Source organism: Leptotrichia sp. oral taxon 221 (assembly GCF_018128245.1).
Classification (GTDB): Bacteria; Fusobacteriota; Fusobacteriia; order Fusobacteriales; family Leptotrichiaceae; genus JABCPH02.
The window spans coordinates 461,538-479,682 of record NZ_CP072378.1; the positions used below are offsets into that span (position 1 = coordinate 461,538).

General features: G+C 29.8%; 17 protein-coding genes and 1 pseudogene. 14 read left to right on the top strand and 4 right to left on the bottom strand.

Annotated elements, in window-relative coordinates; genetic code table 11:
- Positions 1-51 precede the first annotated feature (51 nt).
- Entirely contained in the window at positions 52-987 is a 936-nt protein-coding gene (locus J4863_RS02095) for a tRNA-dihydrouridine synthase (RefSeq protein WP_211618836.1), read from the bottom strand.
- Between the two features lie 217 nt (positions 988-1,204).
- On the opposite strand from J4863_RS02095, the gene J4863_RS02100 reads away from it, so the two are divergent.
- The 14 genes and pseudogenes from J4863_RS02100 to J4863_RS02165 all read left to right on the top strand — a co-directional run bounded on the left by J4863_RS02100 (position 1,205) and on the right by J4863_RS02165 (position 11,380).
- Positions 1,205-1,849 (top strand): OmpA family protein, encoded by a 645-nt coding sequence (locus J4863_RS02100; RefSeq protein WP_211618837.1) that lies wholly within the window; start codon positions 1,205-1,207, stop codon positions 1,847-1,849.
- Between the two features lie 329 nt (positions 1,850-2,178).
- Positions 2,179-3,150 (top strand): Gfo/Idh/MocA family protein, encoded by a 972-nt coding sequence (locus J4863_RS02105; protein ID WP_211618838.1) that lies wholly within the window; start codon positions 2,179-2,181, stop codon positions 3,148-3,150.
- Between the two features lie 32 nt (positions 3,151-3,182).
- On the top strand, positions 3,183-4,496 hold the full coding sequence (gene miaB / locus J4863_RS02110) for a tRNA (N6-isopentenyl adenosine(37)-C2)-methylthiotransferase MiaB (RefSeq protein WP_211618839.1): 1,314 nt from the start codon (positions 3,183-3,185) through the stop codon (positions 4,494-4,496).
- A 328-nt stretch (positions 4,497-4,824) separates the two neighbouring features.
- Positions 4,825-5,682 carry a YitT family protein gene (locus J4863_RS02115; protein WP_211618840.1) on the top strand — a complete coding sequence of 286 codons (858 nt, stop codon included), beginning with the start codon at positions 4,825-4,827 and terminating at the stop codon, positions 5,680-5,682.
- 266 nt (positions 5,683-5,948) lie between these two features.
- Entirely contained in the window at positions 5,949-6,662 is a 714-nt protein-coding gene (deoC, locus tag J4863_RS02120; RefSeq protein WP_249111545.1) for a deoxyribose-phosphate aldolase, read from the top strand.
- A gap of 121 nt (positions 6,663-6,783) precedes the next feature.
- A pseudogene (locus tag J4863_RS02125) lies at positions 6,784-7,182 on the top strand (transaldolase family protein).
- 163 nt (positions 7,183-7,345) lie between these two features.
- Positions 7,346-8,161 (top strand): transketolase, encoded by an 816-nt coding sequence (locus J4863_RS02130; protein WP_211618842.1) that lies wholly within the window; start codon positions 7,346-7,348, stop codon positions 8,159-8,161.
- Positions 8,139-8,903 carry a DeoR/GlpR family DNA-binding transcription regulator gene (locus tag J4863_RS02135; RefSeq protein WP_211618843.1) on the top strand — a complete coding sequence of 255 codons (765 nt, stop codon included), beginning with the start codon at positions 8,139-8,141 and terminating at the stop codon, positions 8,901-8,903. The genes J4863_RS02130 and J4863_RS02135 overlap by 23 nt, the downstream gene beginning before the upstream one ends.
- A 110-nt stretch (positions 8,904-9,013) precedes the next feature.
- On the top strand, positions 9,014-9,160 hold the full coding sequence (locus tag J4863_RS02140; protein WP_211618844.1) for a transposase: 147 nt from the start codon (positions 9,014-9,016) through the stop codon (positions 9,158-9,160).
- 25 nt (positions 9,161-9,185) lie between these two features.
- A complete protein-coding gene (locus J4863_RS02145; protein ID WP_249111581.1) occupies positions 9,186-9,659 on the top strand; it encodes an IS3 family transposase in 474 nt (157 codons plus the stop codon).
- A 73-nt stretch (positions 9,660-9,732) separates the two neighbouring features.
- Positions 9,733-9,927 carry a hypothetical protein gene (locus J4863_RS02150; protein WP_211618845.1) on the top strand — a complete coding sequence of 65 codons (195 nt, stop codon included), beginning with the start codon at positions 9,733-9,735 and terminating at the stop codon, positions 9,925-9,927.
- Positions 9,924-10,202, top strand: coding sequence for a hypothetical protein (locus J4863_RS02155; RefSeq protein WP_211618846.1), 279 nt, complete (start codon positions 9,924-9,926; stop codon positions 10,200-10,202). Before J4863_RS02150 ends, J4863_RS02155 begins: the two co-directional genes overlap by 4 nt.
- Positions 10,203-10,493: 291 nt before the next feature.
- Positions 10,494-10,943 (top strand): hypothetical protein, encoded by a 450-nt coding sequence (locus J4863_RS02160; protein ID WP_211618847.1) that lies wholly within the window; start codon positions 10,494-10,496, stop codon positions 10,941-10,943.
- Positions 10,943-11,380 (top strand): hypothetical protein, encoded by a 438-nt coding sequence (locus J4863_RS02165; RefSeq protein WP_211618848.1) that lies wholly within the window; start codon positions 10,943-10,945, stop codon positions 11,378-11,380. Before J4863_RS02160 ends, J4863_RS02165 begins: the two co-directional genes overlap by 1 nt.
- 82 nt (positions 11,381-11,462) lie before the next feature.
- Here the strand turns inward: J4863_RS02165 and J4863_RS02170 are convergent, their stop codons facing one another.
- From J4863_RS02170 to gltB, 3 genes are all read right to left on the bottom strand, one after another.
- On the bottom strand, positions 11,463-11,738 hold the full coding sequence (locus J4863_RS02170; protein ID WP_371815585.1) for a transposase: 276 nt from the start codon (positions 11,736-11,738) through the stop codon (positions 11,463-11,465).
- Between the two features lie 172 nt (positions 11,739-11,910).
- Positions 11,911-13,362, bottom strand: a complete 1,452-nt coding sequence (locus J4863_RS02175) for a glutamate synthase subunit beta (protein WP_211618850.1) — start codon at positions 13,360-13,362, stop codon at positions 11,911-11,913.
- Between the two features lie 2 nt (positions 13,363-13,364).
- Positions 13,365-17,873: a glutamate synthase large subunit gene (gene gltB, locus J4863_RS02180; RefSeq protein ID WP_211618851.1), complete on the bottom strand. Its 4,509-nt coding sequence runs from the start codon at positions 17,871-17,873 to the stop codon at positions 13,365-13,367.
- Positions 17,874-18,145: the final 272 nt, after the last annotated feature.

Below are 18,145 nucleotides of genomic sequence, written 5' to 3' on the forward strand. Positions count from 1 at the left end.
GATTTTAGGAAAAAGTCGATTTTATGAAATAGATTTTTTTAAAGTATTAGATTACAATTCTTTAATTTTTTGAATTTTTGAAGAAAGATTTTTTTCAGTGATGATTTTAGTATATTTTTCCTTTTGAGAATCTGTTTGATAATCTTTAAAATAAGGTCTAATAAATTTATTTATTTCTAATGAAGCCTTGATTTCGCCTTTATTTTCGTGAATTAATTCAAGATGTTCTAAAAGTGTATTTTTTATGTCTTCGAAGGAAGGTGTTGTTGAGATTTTCCCAGTTTGTAGAATTTCTCGTACTTGAGGAATAAGCCAAGGATTTCCAATTACACCACGAGAGAGCATTATTCCATCAAGATTGCAGTTTTTGATTTTCTTTACAATATCATGAGCTTCAAATAAATCTCCATTTCCAAAAAAGTTAATGTTTCTATTGAGATTACTCAATTTTTTGACAATTTTCCAGTCAGCCTTTCCACCGTAAATCTGCTGTTGAGTACGACCATGAACACAAATAAAATCGAGATTGAATTTATTTGCTAATTGAAGATAAAGTTCAGGATTATTAAAATTTTTGTAGCCAGTACGAATTTTTATTGATAATTGAGTAGTTTTTTTTATTTTGCTCATCAATTCTTCGAATAAATTTTCGATAAATTTGTAATTTTCTAAAAGAGCAGAACCGGCACCATTTTTGATAATTTTTGGTTGAGGACATCCCATATTTAAATTTATTTTTTTAAAGCCTAAACTTTCTAATTTTAAAAATCCATTTATCAATTCTTGTTTATCACTCCCAAAAATTTGAGTTCCAGTGATGTTAGTATTATCGACTTTTAAAAGTTCAGTTCTAGTGGTTTCATCGTCATTTTTTAGTAAGTGGGCATTAACCATTTCGGTAAACATAAAATCGGGATAAAATTTTTCAGTAATTTTTCTAAAGGAATAATCAGTTATTCCAGCCATTGGTGCTATATATATTTTCATAATCACTCCATTTATATATTTTTTGGATTCAAATTTATTCGTGTTAATTTTTAAGTGTTTCTTCTTTACTAAAAATTGAATCTTTTTATTATATCATAAAAAATAGAATCAGAAAATATAAGCCAAGAAAACACATGATAAACAAAGTAAAAAAACACAGAAAAAACAATAAGATAAGATATAATTATTAAAAGGATAACTTTAGGAGGAATTTAATATGGGAAAAAAAGTATTCGCGTCAGTGATGTTATTAATGTTAGCAGCTGTTTCATGTACAACAGCAGCAGATGGAACAAGAAAAGCAAGTAAAACTGGAATTGGAGCAGGAATTGGAGCCGCAGCAGGTGCCGCAATTGGACAAATAATTGGAAAAGATACAAAAGGTACAGTTATTGGTACAGCAGCAGGTACAGCAGTTGGAGCCGCAATTGGAAATATTTTTGATAGACAAGAAAAAGCATTGAAAGAAAAATTAGCAGGAACTGGAGTAGAAGTTAAGAGAACAGGTGAAGGTGAAATTAAATTGACAGCACCTGAAAATATTACATTTGACACTAATAGCTATGTAGTAAAACCTCAATTTAGAAAAACTTTAGATTCAGTAGCAGCTGTATTAAAAGAATATTCAGATACACACATTGTTATTTCTGGTCACACAGATAATACAGGAAACGATGCAATCAACAATCCATTATCTGAAAACAGAGCAGCAGCAGTAGAAAGCTATTTAGCAGGTAAAGGAATTTCTAGCTCAAGAATGACTTCAGCAGGATACGGAAGTACTCAACCAATCGCTTCAAATAGTACTGCAGGAGGAAGAGCTCAAAACAGAAGAGTAGAAATTAGAATTGAAGCTAATTAATAATTAGGAATTTAAAATAAATTTTGAGATTTTAATTGTGAAAATTGTGAAAAATTAAATAAAATTGAATAAAAGAAAAACAGTTCTATAAATTTTAGAGCTGTTTTTTTATAGAAAAAATTTTATTTTAAAAACGAAGTTCTATAATCTTATACTCAAAATTATTAAAAATTGTGTAAATTTAAGAGTTGAATAAAATAGTCATAGTTTTTGAGTTTAGTTTTAAAGAAGTTTTACTATAAATAATTTTTTAGGAAAAATGAGTTAGGATAAATTTAAAAATTATGATATAATTTTATCAATCTGTAAAAATAAGGTAGGGAAAAATTGTGAAAATAGGAATAGTTGGAGCTGGAAATATAGTTCCAGATTTTTTGGAAGCGAGTAAAAATATAGAAGATTTTGAAATCGTAAGTATTTCGGCTACAGAAAATGGTAGAGAAAGAATGAAAAAACTTTCGGAAAAATATGGAATAAAAAATATTTATACAAATTATGAAGATTTGTTGAATGATGATATTGATGTTGTGTATATTGCGATTCCAAATAGTTTGCATTATGAATTTGCGAAAAAGGCGATTGAGAGAAATAAGCATATTATTTTGGAGAAACCGTTTACGACGACTTATAGGGAAGCTGAAGAATTGGTTGAATTGGCTCAGGAATATGGAATAATGTTGTTTGAAGCTATATCTAATCAGTATTTGCCGAATTATAAAAAGACAAAAGAGTTAATTTCTGAATTAGGAGATATCAAAATTGTGCAGTTGAATTATTCTCAATATTCGAGTAGATATGACAGATTTAAAAATGGTGATATTGCACCAGCTTTTGATCCAAAAAAATCAGGTGGAGCTTTGATGGATTTGAATGTATATAATATTTACTATATAGTAGGATTGTTTGGAAGTCCACAAAAAATACTTTATACAGCGAATATTGAAAGAAATATTGATACTTCAGGAGTTTTAGTGTTAGATTATGGTTCGTTTAAATGTGTGGCAGTTGGAGCGAAGGATTGTAAAGCGCCGTTGTCGATGAATATTCAAGGTGATAAAGGTTATATCAATAGTAGCGATGCAGCTAATATGTATAATAAATTTACTTTTGCTAAAAATGATGGGACAGAAAAAGTATTTGAATTAAATGGTGGAAAAGAGAGACTTTATCATGAATTAGTAAAATTTGCTGAATATTACAAAAATGAAGATTTTGATAAGTTTTATGAAGCGAATGAAAAAAGTTTGATTGTGATGAAAATATTGGAAGAGGCTAGAAAACAAGCAGGATTGGAATTTTAGTAAGATAAGAGAAATTAGGAGGGAAAAATTTTATGAAAAAAGCAGCTATAATAACATATGGTTGTCAAATGAATGTTAATGAAAGCGCGAAAATAAAAAAAATATTTCAAAATATGGGATATGAAGTTCAAGATGAACTTGATGGATGTGACATTGTATTTTTGAATACTTGTACAGTTAGAGAAGGTGCAGCTACTCAAATTTTTGGAAAATTGGGTGAGTTGATGGAATTGAAAAAGGAAAGAGGGACATTGATTGGAATTGTTGGATGTTTTGCTCAGGAGCAAGGAGCTGCTCTGATTAAGAAATTCCCAGTAGTTGATATCGTTATGGGGAACCAAAATATTGGAAGAATTCCTGATGCAGTGGATAAAATTTTAAATAATGAAAGTAAACATGAAGTTTATATAGATAATGAAGATGAATTGCCACCTAGATTAGATGCCGATTTTGGAAGTGATAAAACTGCGTCTATTTCAATAAGTTATGGTTGTGATAAACAGTGTAGTTTCTGTATTGTTCCGTATGTTCGTGGAAAAGAGAGATCAGTTCCAATGGAAGATATCTTGAATGATGTTAGATTTTACTTGAAAAAAGGTGCAAAAGAAATTGTATTATTGGGACAAAATGTAAATGCATACGGTAAGAAATTTAGAAATGGCGACACTTTTGCAAAACTTTTAGATGAAATTTGTAAGATTGATGGAGACTTTATTTTAAGATTTACTTCGCCTCATCCGAGAGATTTTACTGATGATGTAATTGATGTTATTGCGAAAAATGATAAAATTGCGAGATGTATTCATATGCCGCTTCAATCAGGATCGACAGAAATTTTGAAAAAAATGTTGAGAGGATACACAAAAGAAAAATTTTTAGAATTGGCTGAAAAGATTAAAACTAGAATACCAAATGCTGTATTGACAACAGATATTATTGTGGGATTCCCAGGAGAAACAGAGGAAGATTTCCAAGATACAATGGATGTTGTCGAAAAAGTTGGGTTTGAGAATGCGTACATGTTCATGTATTCTATAAGAACAGGAACTATTGCAGAAAAAATGGCGAATCAAGTGCCTGAAGATGTGAAAAAAGAAAGATTATTAAGATTGAATAGATTACAAGATAAATGTGCACTTCACGAAAGTGAAAAATATTTAGGTCGAATTGAAAGAGTTTTAGTAGAAGGACCGAGCAAAAAGAATAAAGATGTTTTAATGGGAAGAACTTCGAGCAATAAAGTCGTGTTGTTTGAAGGTGATGAAAGATTATTGCGTGGAAACTTTGTGAATGTTAAGATTAAAGAGTGTAAGACTTGGACATTGTATGGAGATGTAGTAGAGTAGACGGACATTGTTAATAAATGAGAGTGTCCATATTTCAATTAAAATAAGAGAAAAAAAGACATTGTTTATTTGTTAGTTTTCTGCTATTTTATATACAGAATAACAAAATAACGTGTTTTTGAGTATTTTTACCTCTACTCCTCAACCCTTCGGGGTTATTTTTTATTTTGTAAAATTCAAATTATAAGTCGCAATGATGAATATAAATTTGATAACGCATATTGTATAGACATTTTCTTGTGATTACTTTAATTAAAAAATAAAATAATTGAAAATAAAAAAAAGATGTAGTAAAATTAATACGCAAATATAATTTAAGGAGTGTTTTATGAATAAGAAAAAAATTTTTACATTAATTAAAGAATATTTTATGGTTGGTTTAGGAACTTTTATTTTGGCAATCGGACTTCAATTTTTCTTTTTTCCTAATAAAATTGCCAGTGGGGGAGTTACTGGATTGGCACTTGTTGTAAATTATATGTTTGGTATTCCTACCGGACTTTTTGTAGCTGTTGGCAATTTGATTTTATTTGTTTTGGCTTTTGTTGTTATAGGCAGCCAATTTGGAATAAAAAGTATTTATGCAACTATACTGTTGTCTGTTTTTCTTTCGTTTCTTGAAAAATTTTATCCGAATTATGCACTTACGCACGATTTAATTTTGGCAACGATTTTTGGAAGTGTAATATGTGCTTTGGGAATTACTATAATATATTTTTATGAAGCGTCTACCGGCGGAACTTCTATCGTTGGAAAGATGATTAATGAATATTTTCATATCGGATACGGAATGTCGTGTTTTATTGCTGATGCGATTGTTACTATTTTGGCAATTTTTGCTTTTGGAGTTGAACTTGGTCTTGTGGGATTGTTAAGTGTTTATGTAACAGGATTTATTACGGATAAGTTTATTGACGGATTTAATTCACGTAAACAAATTTTAATTATCACGTCCAAAAAAGATGTTGTACTTAATTACATTTTGAAAGATTTTGACAGAGGATGTACAGTTTTTAAGGCGACAGGAGGATATTCCGGAAGTGAAAGAGATGTGCTGATGACGGTTATCGAAAGAAGACAATTCATTCGTTTGAGAAAATTTTTAAAAGCTAATGACCCGACTGCTTTTGTAACGGTTACCGATACGACAAAAGTTTTTGGAGAAGGATTTGATGAATTACATTAAAAAATTAGGAATTTTATCTTTAATATTATATTTTTGTTTATAATTGTTTGAGTTGTAACAAAAAAGAAAATAACAGCAAGCCAAGTTTTTATAGTGAATTTTTTTTTTGAAATATAAAAATTGTGGCTTTTTTATTTTAATTTTAAAAAAAGAACAAAAACAAACAAAAATATGTTGAAAAATTATTTTTTTGTAGTATGTTATATTCAGGAGGAAAGATAACACACAAAAAGAAACAAAATTGAGCAGTGTTATCGGATAGAATTATGAAAAAATTGATTAAAAAAGCAAATGAAATGACAACAAAAGAATTAGCTGCATATATTGATTATTCAGTATTGAAACCTGAATTTACTCAAGAAGAAATTATCGCTTTGACAAAAGACGGTGTAAAATTGGAATGTGCGACTATTTGTATCAATCCGGGATATATCGAATTATGTGAACCCTATGTAAAAGGAAGCAAAACAACTTTATGTCCGGTAACGGATTTTCCTTTTGGAACAAGCTCTACAAAATCGAGAGTTGAACAAATTGAAGATGTTGCAAAATATGACTCGGTGAGAGAAATAGACATTGTCGCTAATTTCGGATTAATTATAAGCGGAAAATATGATGAAGTAACAAAAGATATAAAAGCTTGCGTTGAAGCAGCACACAAAAACGGAAAAGAAATAAAAATTATTTTTGAAACAGATGCTTTGAATGAAGAACAAATTAGAAAAACTTGTAAATGCTGTATTGAAGCGGGAGCAGATTTCGTAAAAACAAGTACAGGATTTTTGACAGGATATAATACAGTCGGAGCGACACCTGAAATTGTGAAAATAATGTTGGAAGAAGTCGGAGATAAATGTAAAGTAAAAGGAAGCGGAGGAATCCGTACAAGAGAACATTTTCTTAAATTAATCGATATGGGAATTGACAGAATGGGTGTAGGTTATAAATCAGTTCCGGTTGTATTGAATTTGGATAAATAATTTATTTAAATCAGATATTTGAAATTTAATGAATTAATTTTTCAAAAATCTAAAATTTTAAGTAAAATTATTCAAGTTATTAGTTTGATTTTAAAGTAATTTAAAAAATGGAGGAAAAATTATGAAATTTTTTGTTGATACAGCGAATGTTGAAGATATTAAAAAAGCGAATGAAATGGGAGTAATATTCGGAGTAACTACAAATCCGTCTTTAATTGCAAAAGAAGGACGAAATTTTGAAGAAGTTATAAAAGAAATTACAGGTATTGTTGACGGACCAATTAGCGGAGAAGTAAAAGCGACAACTGTTGATGCACAGGGAATGATTAAAGAAGGAAGAGAAATTGCAGCTATTCATCCGAATTATGTGCAAGTGTTCGTACACCGATTCATATAATTGATTGTGCCGGATATAGCGACAGTTCCGTACAAAGTTTTGGAACAAATGACAAAACATCCGTTGACCGATGTAGGTATAAAAAAATTCCAAGAAGATTATCACAAAGTTTTCGGAAAATAAACAGCATTTAAAATATTAAAATATAAATTATAGAGTGCAGCTTTGATTTTGTACAAAAAAAACTTTTTTCTCTTTCTATTTTGATAAAAATAAAATTTCGTCAAATATGTTTTTACTGTACAATTTTCAAAGTTGTTACACTTTTAATAAAGGAAGGTTCAAAATGGATTTATTAAAATTAAAATATTATGCAAATGAAGTACGCAAAAATATCATTAAAAGTACACATTCAGCAAAATCCGGACATCCTGGAGGTTCATTATCTGCAACAGAAATTTTAACTTATTTATATTTTTCAAAAATGAACGTAAATTCTAAAAATCCTAAAATGGAAGAAAGAGATAGATTTGTATTATCTAAAGGACACGCAACCCCTGCATATTATTCAGTTTTGGCACAAAAAGGCTTTTTTCCGATAGAAGATTTGTTGACATTTCGGCACACAGGCTCTTATTTGCAAGGTCATCTCAATTGGAAAAAAATTCCGGGTGTGGATATGTCAAGCAGTTCTTTGGGACAAGGATGTTCTGCGGCGGTAGGAATAGCACTTTCTGCAAAATTGAGAAAAAAAGAATATAAAACATATTGTCTTTTGGGTGATGGAGAAATTCAGGAAGGACAAGTTTGGGAAGCGGCAATGTTTGCAGGTTCAAGAAAGTTGGATAATCTTACATTTATAATAGATAATAATGGACTGCAAATTGACGGAAAAATTGATGATATATGTTCTCCTTATCCAATAGACAAAAAATTTGAAGCATTTAATTTTTATGTAATAAATGTTACCGACGGAAATGATTTTGAACAAATAGAAAAAGCATTTAAAGAAGCTGAAAACATAAAAGAAAAACCGATTGCGATTATTTTAAAAACTTTAATTTCTGTTCTTTTTTGTTTGTTTTTTTTTCAAAGTTGTGATAATATAATAATGAAAAATAAAAAACGGAGAGGTATTTATGATTGCAAGTCAAAGATTTGAGAAAATTATTGAAATGGTAAATAAACGAGGGATTGTGAATGTAAAGGAATTAGCTGAAACTCTGGGAGTAACGCAGACTACCATTCGGAGAGATGCAGAAGAACTGGAACGACAAGGGAAAATAATAAAAGTTCACGGCGGAGTAAAAAGTGTGGACCAAAAAGCGATTATGTCCAACCTTGATGAAAAAGAGATGAAAGAAAGAGTGGAAAATTACGAAAAAAAAGATGAAGTATGTAAAAAAGCGGCATCTTTTATAAAAAAAGGCGATTGTATATTTTTGGACGGTGGCACGACGATTGCTCCCATTGTTAAATATTTGAAAGACAAAAGTGTAAAAATTGTTACAAACAGTATGCTTGTTGCGAATGCTTTTCACGATAATAGCTCAGAATTATTTTTGGTCGGCGGAAAATACATCGCTGAATATGATATGTCGGTAGGTCCTATTGCGGTAAGCAATCTGGAAAATTTTAATTTTGATTACGCTTTTTTTAGTTGTGCAGGATTGGATTTGGAGCGTAAACTTGTTTATACAACGGAAATGGAAACAATGTTAATAAAACAAAAAGCAATGGAACTAGCTGTAAAAAAATATTTATTAATAGACGATTCCAAATTATCCGTAAGAGGTTTTTACACATTTGTGGAAAGTTCAAGATTTGATGCGGTAATTTGTAACGATTCGGAAAATTTGAAAAAGGAAGAATTGCCGGAAAATTTTATTGCGATTAATAAATAGAATTTAATTTAAAAGTATACAAAACTTGGAGTGTACCCAAAATCTTGGACAAATAATTTGAAAACTAGTTTCCTATTTGTTAAAATATAGTTAAGGAGAGAAATTTGATTATGAACAAGAGAAGTAAAAGGTACACAGATGAATTTAAAATGTTAATTTTAGAATTGCTGGAAGAAGGAAGAACAAAAAAATCATTAGAAACTGAATATGGGGTAGCAACGGCAACAATCAGAAAATGGGAAAAAGAATTTAAATGAAAAATGGGTAAGTGATATAACATATATTTGGACAAGAAAGGACGGGTGGTGCTACTTATCAAGTATAATGGATTTGCACAGCAGAAGAATAATATCACATAAGGTTGGAAAATTTATGGATATAAAATTAGTTATCGATACCTTAAAAATGGCGATATATAAAAGAGGGGATATAACTGATCTGATAATACATACAGATAGAGGAAGCCAGTATATGAGTAAAGAATATCGTAAATTTTGTGCAAAAAAAGGCATAAGCGTATCTTACAGCAGAAAAGGAAATCCTTATGATAATGCATGTATAGAATCATTCCATGCAACATTGAAAAAAGAATATGTACATAATGAAAACTTTGAAAATCTAGAAAGTTTAAGAACTGGAATGTACGAGTATATAGAAATATGGTATAATAATAGCAGAATACACAGTAAAATAGGATTTACAAGTCCGAATGAATACGAAGAAAGCATGAAGAAAGGAAACAAAGAAATTGCTTAAAAATAGTCTAAATTTTGGGGGACACTCCAATAATAGTCTCTATCCGTTTTATTATAATTATTCAAGAGGTAAGTTGTCTACGCAAACAGAATTAAATGAATATAATAAAGTTAAACATAGTAATTATAGTATGCAACAGATAAAAACTAGATTATGGAAGTTATTTAATTATCAAAAAACCGGAAATCCAGATTATTATGTTAAACCAAGAAGAGTTGAATTATTACCTGAAATGAAAAATTTATGGGAAAGTGGTAAAAAAAAATGACAAAGGATGATAAAAATGGCATTAAAAGTGTAGTTTGGCTATTTATTTTATATAATATTTCAGAAATTTTTCGAGTAGATTATCTCGTTACTAAAAATAAAAATTATTTAATTTTATCTATTTTTTTCTTACTATTAATTGAAATATATTTTATAAGAAAAATTATTTATTATTTAAGAAAAAAACAATTAAAAACCGGATGGAGTTATTATTATATTATTGTTGTTTTTATAATAACTAAAATTATATTTTATAGATTATTTTTCATTTTTTAATGATCCTATAAAATACTTAAATTATGTAATTTTAAAATAATCGTTGTTATAAAAAACAGCGGTTATTTTTTCCTCATTTTTATACCTTTCAAATAATTAATATAAAAAAATTTTAATTATACCAGATTCGCCCATATATTCCCTACAAGCCAAAATTTTCGTTTAAGACATAGTTTTATTACCAAAAATTGATTTTTTGATAAGTATAAGACTCCTTATATTGGAACTGGAAATAAAAGGAAAGAACTCATATCTTCTAGTTCATCTAGATTATACAGTGTTGTTCCTGAAATGCATGAATTAGACATAAAAAGAGAAACATTTAAGTCATTTGAAAATGGATATGTGAAGAATCCAACCGCACAAAATATAACAAATTATATAAACAATACAAATTATTTAGGAACATGTGGAAAGAAAGGAGCCTTGAATGGACAATATATGTATGTTGTGGATATTAATGATAATATTATAATTGGGAATAGAGCTACGGGACAAATTATTAATGGTGGATTACCGCATCCAACACTAATAGGGGGGATTGATCCTAAGGTACAAGGTGCAGGAATAATTAATATACGAGGAGGTAAAATAATTAAAATTGATAATGCTAGTGGACACTTTAGACCAGATCCAAGTTCATTAAAAAAAGTTGAAAAATTATTTCTAGAAAAAATACCAGATAAATATTATGACAGAAGATTTGAAGGATTTAAATTATACAATGAGGAAGGTCAATAATGAATAAAAGTTATATAGGAACATGTGGAGTATTAAAAAATAACTCTCCCTCTCCAGACAAGATTATACATTCTGATGATATTTTTAAATATGAAAATTTTAATAAAAATTTTGGTTATCCAATGTCAGTTTTATGGGGAACGATATTAGAATGTAAAACTGAAGAAATAGATTATGTAGGTATAAAAATGCTTGGAAGTAAAAATCAAGAAGTAATTAGAATAAGAAAGGAATTTTATGAAATAATAAAATGTCCACGATTTAATATAGGTGACAAAGTTAAATTAATTAAATATCCTGAAAAAAAAGCAACTGTTAAAAAAATTTGTTGGCATGATAAGGATAAAAGAATTTACTATTTTCTTAATGTTGAAAATGATAAAAGAAAAAGTACAAGTAGATATTATGAAGATGAAAATAAGTTTGAAAAAATATAAGTAAAATAAGGGATAGTCCAGAATTTTGTGTAAACTCAAAATATAATATATGGTACAGGATGGTAGTTTTATCATCCTGTTTTTAAATTCTTCCTTCAAAATAAATACTTAACTGAGAATATATTTCTCCCCAGCCTGGTATCCTTCCAGTCCATTTCTTTGTTGCTTCCTTTAAGCTTAGGTATACCGATTTCATTAATGCTTCATCTGTAGGATAAAGTGATTTTGTCTTTGTATACTTTCTTAATTGTCTGTTTAAGCTTTCTATCGGGTTTGTCGTATATATCAGCTTTCTTATCTTTGTATCATATTTAAAGTATGTTGTCAACTCTTTCCACACCTTACTTAAAACCTCTATTTATAAGCAACTCTCACTTTTTCTGTTCAGATTATTAAATATTTCTATAACTATATTTTAAACAGACAGATTTCTTTTTTACCGTACAAAAACCTCCAAATATTATATAGTTATTTTACCATATATTATTTAGAGGTTTACACAAAAATTTTTACACACCCTAGCTTTTCTTTTAAACAGTTTGTTTTCTTAAATATTCATGAATAGCTTTAGCAGCATTTCTACCTTCACTAATAGCCCAAACTACTAATGATTGCCCTCGTCTTACATCTCCTGCAGCGAAATATTTTTCTTGAGAAGTATGGTGGTCGATTACATTTGCACTAACATTTCCTCTTCCATCAATTTGAACTTTTGAATTTTCAATTAATCCTTCAAAGTAAGGATGCAAGAATCCGATTGCTAAAAATACAAAATCAACTTTTATAATTTCTTCAGAACCTTCGATTTCTTTAAATCCTAATCTACCATTTTCATCTTTAAAACTTTCAACTTTAGCAATTTTTACACCTGTTAATTTACCATTTTCATCTTTAATAAATTCTTTTGTAGTAATATTCCATTCTCTTGGGTCTTCACCATAAATGCTAGTTGCTTCCTTGTGAGAAGTAGAAGTTTTTAAAATAAATGGATATTGCGGCCAAGGATTCTTTTTTGTTCTTATTTCAGATGGTCTGTCCATAATTTCAATTTGCTTAACACTCGCAGCACCTTGTCTTACAGAAGTCCCAACACAGTCAGAACCAGTATCTCCACCACCAATTACAAGCACATGTTTACCTTTTACATTGATTTCTTCGTCATATAAAGGAACATTGCTAACTTTTCTATTTTGTTGAGTTAAGAATTCCATAGCCAAATGAACACCTTTAGCTTCTCTTCCTTTTATTTTTAAATCTCTACCTTGTTTAGAACCACAAGCCATAACAATAATATCATATTTGCTTTCTAATTCTTCAGTAGAAATATCTTTTCCAGCTTCAACATTGTAAATAAATTTAACACCTTCATCTTCCATTAATTTAACTCTTCTATCGATGATTTTTTTATCCAATTTGAAATCAGGAATTCCTAAAGCAAGAAGTCCACCTGGTTTTTCATCTCTTTCATAAACTGTTACATTATAACCGTATCTATTTAAAGTTTGAGCAGCAGCAAGTCCAGATGGTCCACTTCCAATTACTGCAATTTTTTTATCAAATCTTTTTTTAGGAGTTTTTGGTTTTACCCATCCATTTTCCCAACCTTTTTCAATAAGAGCAAGTTCAATATTTTTAGTAGTTACAGGTTTATCATTTTTTCCTAAAGTACAGCTTCCTTCACAAAGTGCTGGACAAATTCGCCCAGTAAATTCAGGAAATGGATTTGTTGACAAAAGCAAGTCCAAAGCCTTTTTCCATTCACCGTTATAAACTAAATCTTGCCATTCAGGACAGTGGTTGTCGACAGGACAGGCCCAGTGGCAAAAAGGTACTCCGCAGTCCATACATCTAGCCGCTTGTGTTTTTATATATTCATCGTTTAAAGGGACATCAATTTCATTAAAATCTTTAATTCTGTCAGAAATTTCCCTAATTTTTTTTTCTTCTCTTTCAATTTCTAAAAATCCACCTAGTTTTCCCATTTCTAAGCCTCACCTCTTTCGAATAATTTTTTAAATTCAGGTGCAATAATAACTTTAAAGTTTTGTTTTTCAGTTTCCCAATTGTTTAAAATTTCTTTTGCAACAACACTTCCTGTATAATTAAAGTGTTTTTCCACATAAGTTTTTATTTCATTTTCATAAACTTCGTTAAGTTCATCAAATTCAACCATTTCTTTATTCAAGTTTTGCTCAAAAGTATTGTTTTTATCATAAACATAAGCAATTCCACCACTCATACCAGCAGCAAAGTTTTTACCAGTTTCTCCTAAAATAACAGCACGTCCACCAGTCATGTATTCACACCCGTGATCTCCAACACCTTCTACAACAGCAACCGCTCCAGAGTTTCTAACACAGAATCTTTCTCCAACAACTCCGTTTAAATAAGCTTCTCCTCTGATTGCACCGTATAAAATGGCATTTCCTCCAATTATATTTTCATCTGCTTCGTATTTAGAAACTTCAGGTTTTTTAATAATAATTTTTGCACCGAATAATCCTTTTCCAATATAATCGTTTGATTGTCCAGTCAAATTATATGTAATTCCTTTTGCTCCAAACACACCAAAACTTTGTCCACCGATTCCTTCCAAGTTTAGTGTAATTGTATCATCTTCAAGTTTATATCCACCAAATGTTCTAGCAACTTCTCCACTTAACATCGCTCCAAAACTTCTATCAAAGTTTTCAATTTTTTCATTAATTACAGTTTTTTGAACATTATTTTTATCGCTTTCAAAAGTAGCTTTAGCAAGTTTAATTAATTTTCTATCGATGATATTTTCCATTTTGAAGTCTTGATTTTGAGTTTTTACATTTGGACTGTCGATATTCTTGTTAGTGTAAAGAATTTTTCCTAAGTCTACATTTTTAACTTTTTCTAATTTTGAAGTTTTAGAAACTTCCAAGAATTCATCAGCTTTTCCAATTAATTCATCAAGTTTTGTAACTCCAAGTTCAGCCATAATTTCTCTTGCTTCTTGTGAGATAAATCTAAAGTATCTAATAATATTTTCATATTGTCCAGTAAATTTCTTACGAAGTTCTTCAGATTGAGTTGCAACTCCAACTGGACACATATTTGTATGACATTTTCTCATCATAATACATCCTAAAATTACAAGCGGCATTGTTGCAAATCCAAATTCTTCAGCTCCTAAAATCGCTCCAATTACTAAATCTCTACCTGTTTTTAATTTTCCATCAACTTGAAGAGTAACTCTACTTCTCAATTTATGTTCCTTTAAAATTTGGTGAGCTTCAGAAAGTCCTAATTCCCAAGGTAATCCAGCATGTTTAATTGAAGATAGTGGTGATGCTCCAGTTCCTCCGTCATGTCCAGAAATTAAGATCATTTCAGATTTTGCTTTAGCAACTCCAGAAGCAACGACTCCAACTCCAGCTTCAGACACCAATTTAACACTAATTCTAGCTTTTTCATTTACATTTTTCAAGTCAAAAATTAATTGTGCCAAATCTTCGATTGAATAAATATCGTGGTGTGGTGGTGGTGAAATCAAGCTAATTCCAGGTGTTGTATGACGAGTAGCACCAATTTCTTTATTTACTTTAAATCCAGGTAATTGTCCACCTTCTCCAGGTTTTGCCCCTTGAGCCATCTTAATTTGTAACTCATCGGCATTTACCAAGTAATCGGTTGTAACTCCAAATCTTCCAGATGCAATTTGTTTTGTAGCACTTCTTCTGTTGTCTAAAAATCTTTCAGGATTTTCTCCTCCTTCTCCAGAATTAGAACGACCACCAATCGTATTTAATGCTCTTGCAATCGCTTCGTGAGCTTCTTTTGAAATTGAACCAAATGACATAGCTCCAGTAACAAATCTTTTCATAATTGCTTCAACAGGTTCAACTTCATCAATTGAAATAGGTTTTCTGTCAGAATGGAATTTTAGCATTCCTCTTATTGTAAGCAAATGCTGACTTTGGTCGTTTACAATTTTTGCAAATTCCTTATAAGTGTTATAATCATCTCTATTTGCTGCATCTTGAATTTTTGCAATCGCATCAGGAGTCAAGATTCTATTTGTTCCCTCCTTCATCCAAGAATATTCTCCATCCACATAAAGTGTTTCAGCACCAAGATTAATTGAATCAATTGCATCATCAAAGTTATTTAGAACTTCATCTTCCAATGTTTTAATTGTAAGTCCTTCGATTCTAGAAACAGTTCCTGTGAAATATTTTTTAACTAATTCAGTTGATAATCCAACAGCTTCAAAAATTTGTGCTCCTCTATAACTGTCAACAGTTGAAATTCCCATTTTTGACATAGTTTTCAAAATTGATTTTTTCTGAGCTTTCAAATAGTTGTATTGCAAATCTTTTATTTCAGATTCATCAGCATTCAAGTAAAGTTTATTTTTTACCATATATTCAATTGAATCAAGTGCCAAATAAGGGTTTATTGCAGTTGCACCGTATCCGATCAGCAATGCAAAATGCATAATTTCTCTAGCTTCCCCAGTTTCCACTAAAATATCAATTTCATTTCTTTTTTTATTTCTAATTAAGTAGTGATGAAGTCCAGCAACAGCAAGTAAAGCTGGAATTGCCACATTTTCAGTATCAGCATTTCTATCAGATAAAATAATAGATTTTACTCCATTATCAATTGCATCTTCAGCAAGTTTAAATATTTTATCCAGTCTTTCTTCTAAGTTTTCAGTTGGTTTGAAAGTTATATCTAAAATAGCAGGTTTTTTCCCATTTCTTTCATAATTTTTCAAAAATTCCATAGTTTTGTTGTCCATAATTGGAGAATCCAAAACTACAGTTTCTCCAGCTTCAGGAATTTCTTCTAAAATATTTGCTTTTCTGTAAAGCTGTGTTCTAAGCGACATAACAAAATTTTCTCTAATTGGGTCAATTGGAGGATTTGTTACTTGCGCAAACAATTGTTTAAAGTAGCTGTAAAGCAATTTTGGCTTTTCGGCAAAAATAGCAAGTGCTGCGTCATTTCCCATTGAACCAAGTGGTTCTTGTCCAGTTATAGCCATTCTTGAAATCAAGATGTGCAAATCTTCCCTTGAATAGCTAAATAATTTTAATTTGTTGTAAATGTCATCTAAATCGCTAGTTCTATTGTAATCAAAATTAGCTTCTTTCATTAAATCATTTACATTTTTCTTATCTTTAATTAATTTTTTGAAGTCTGTTCCGTTCAAGACTTTTTCAGTAACTTCATCATCGCTATACAATTTTTTCTTTTCTAGATCAATTACAAAAACTTTTCCAGGTTTAACTCTTCCACTTTGAACAATATTTTCAGGTTTTATTGGTAAAGTTCCAACTTCAGAACCGACAAGCATTTGATTGTCATCAGTCAAAATATATCTAAGCGGTCTAAGCCCGTTTCTATCAAGTTTTGCAACCAAATATCTGGAATCAGTCATAATCATAGCCGCAGGTCCATCCCAAGCTTCCATTAATCCTGAATAATAGTCATAAAATGCTTTTAGATCTTCAGATTTAGTATGATCCTTCTCCCAAGCCGCAGGAACTAAAATTGAAATCGCTTCCATCAAAGTTTTTCCAGAAAATACAAGCAATTCAATCACTGCATCAAGATTAGCTGAATCTGACCAATCTTCATCATTTATTGGGAATAATTCTTTAATATCTTCGTAATTCGGAGACGCTAATGCAATTTCTCTAGCTTTCATCCAGTTTACATTCCCTTTAACAGTATTAATTTCACCATTATGTGCTAAAAATCTGAAAGGATGTGCCAATTTCCAAGCAGGAAAAGTGTTAGTACTGAATCTTTGGTGTACTAAACAATACGAACTTACTAATTTATCAGATTGTAAATCAATATAGAATTTTTCTATTTGATCAGGTTTTACAAGTCCTTTGTAAACGATTGATTTAGAAGATAATTTTGTAATATAAAATTTATCTTGGCTATCAGTGTTTGCTGCAGCAACAGCTTTTTCAATTTTTCTTCTTAAAATGTAAAGATTTTTTTCAAAGTCTTCTTTACTAGAATTTACTCTTTTTACAAAAAATTGAAAAATATTTGGAAGAGTAGATTGTGCTTGAACTCCTACCGCATCAGCTTTAATAGGAACTTCTCTCCAAGTTAAAAACTCATCTTTAGAATTTTTAACAGTATTTTCAACAATAGATTTTATTTCGTTTAACTCACTTTCAATAGTTGGCAAGAAAACATTTGCAACACCATAATCTCCAGCTTCAGGTAAGTCAGAAATTATATCTTTAAAGAATGCATGAGGAATTTCAAATAATAATCCAGCACCATCACCTGTTTCTGAGTCATAACCTTCGGCTCCTCTGTGTTCTAATCCGGCTAAAATTTTAATTCCATCTTTTATAATTTTGTTTGATTTTTTATTTTCAATGTTTGCAATGAATCCCATACCACAGTTATCTTTTTCAAAGTAGGGTTCATACAGTGAATTTTGGTTTAATTCACGTTTTGCGTCTTTAACATTATGAAGTTTTTCCACGTTTTTACCTCCAATTTCTTATTTCGATACTTATATACCTAGCATTATACATATATGTAAAAAAATTTGCAAATAAAAATTAATTTTGTTTATCAAAGTATTTTTTTAGATATATAAAACTAATCCTTTAAAAATCGACGTTTTGGGAATTTTACATAAGACAAGTCATAATAAAAATAAATTTGACATTGAATTTACTTCATTATATAATAAGTCATTGGTAGAAATTTTGATTTGAAAATAAAAAACAAATCTAAAATTAGAATTTAAAA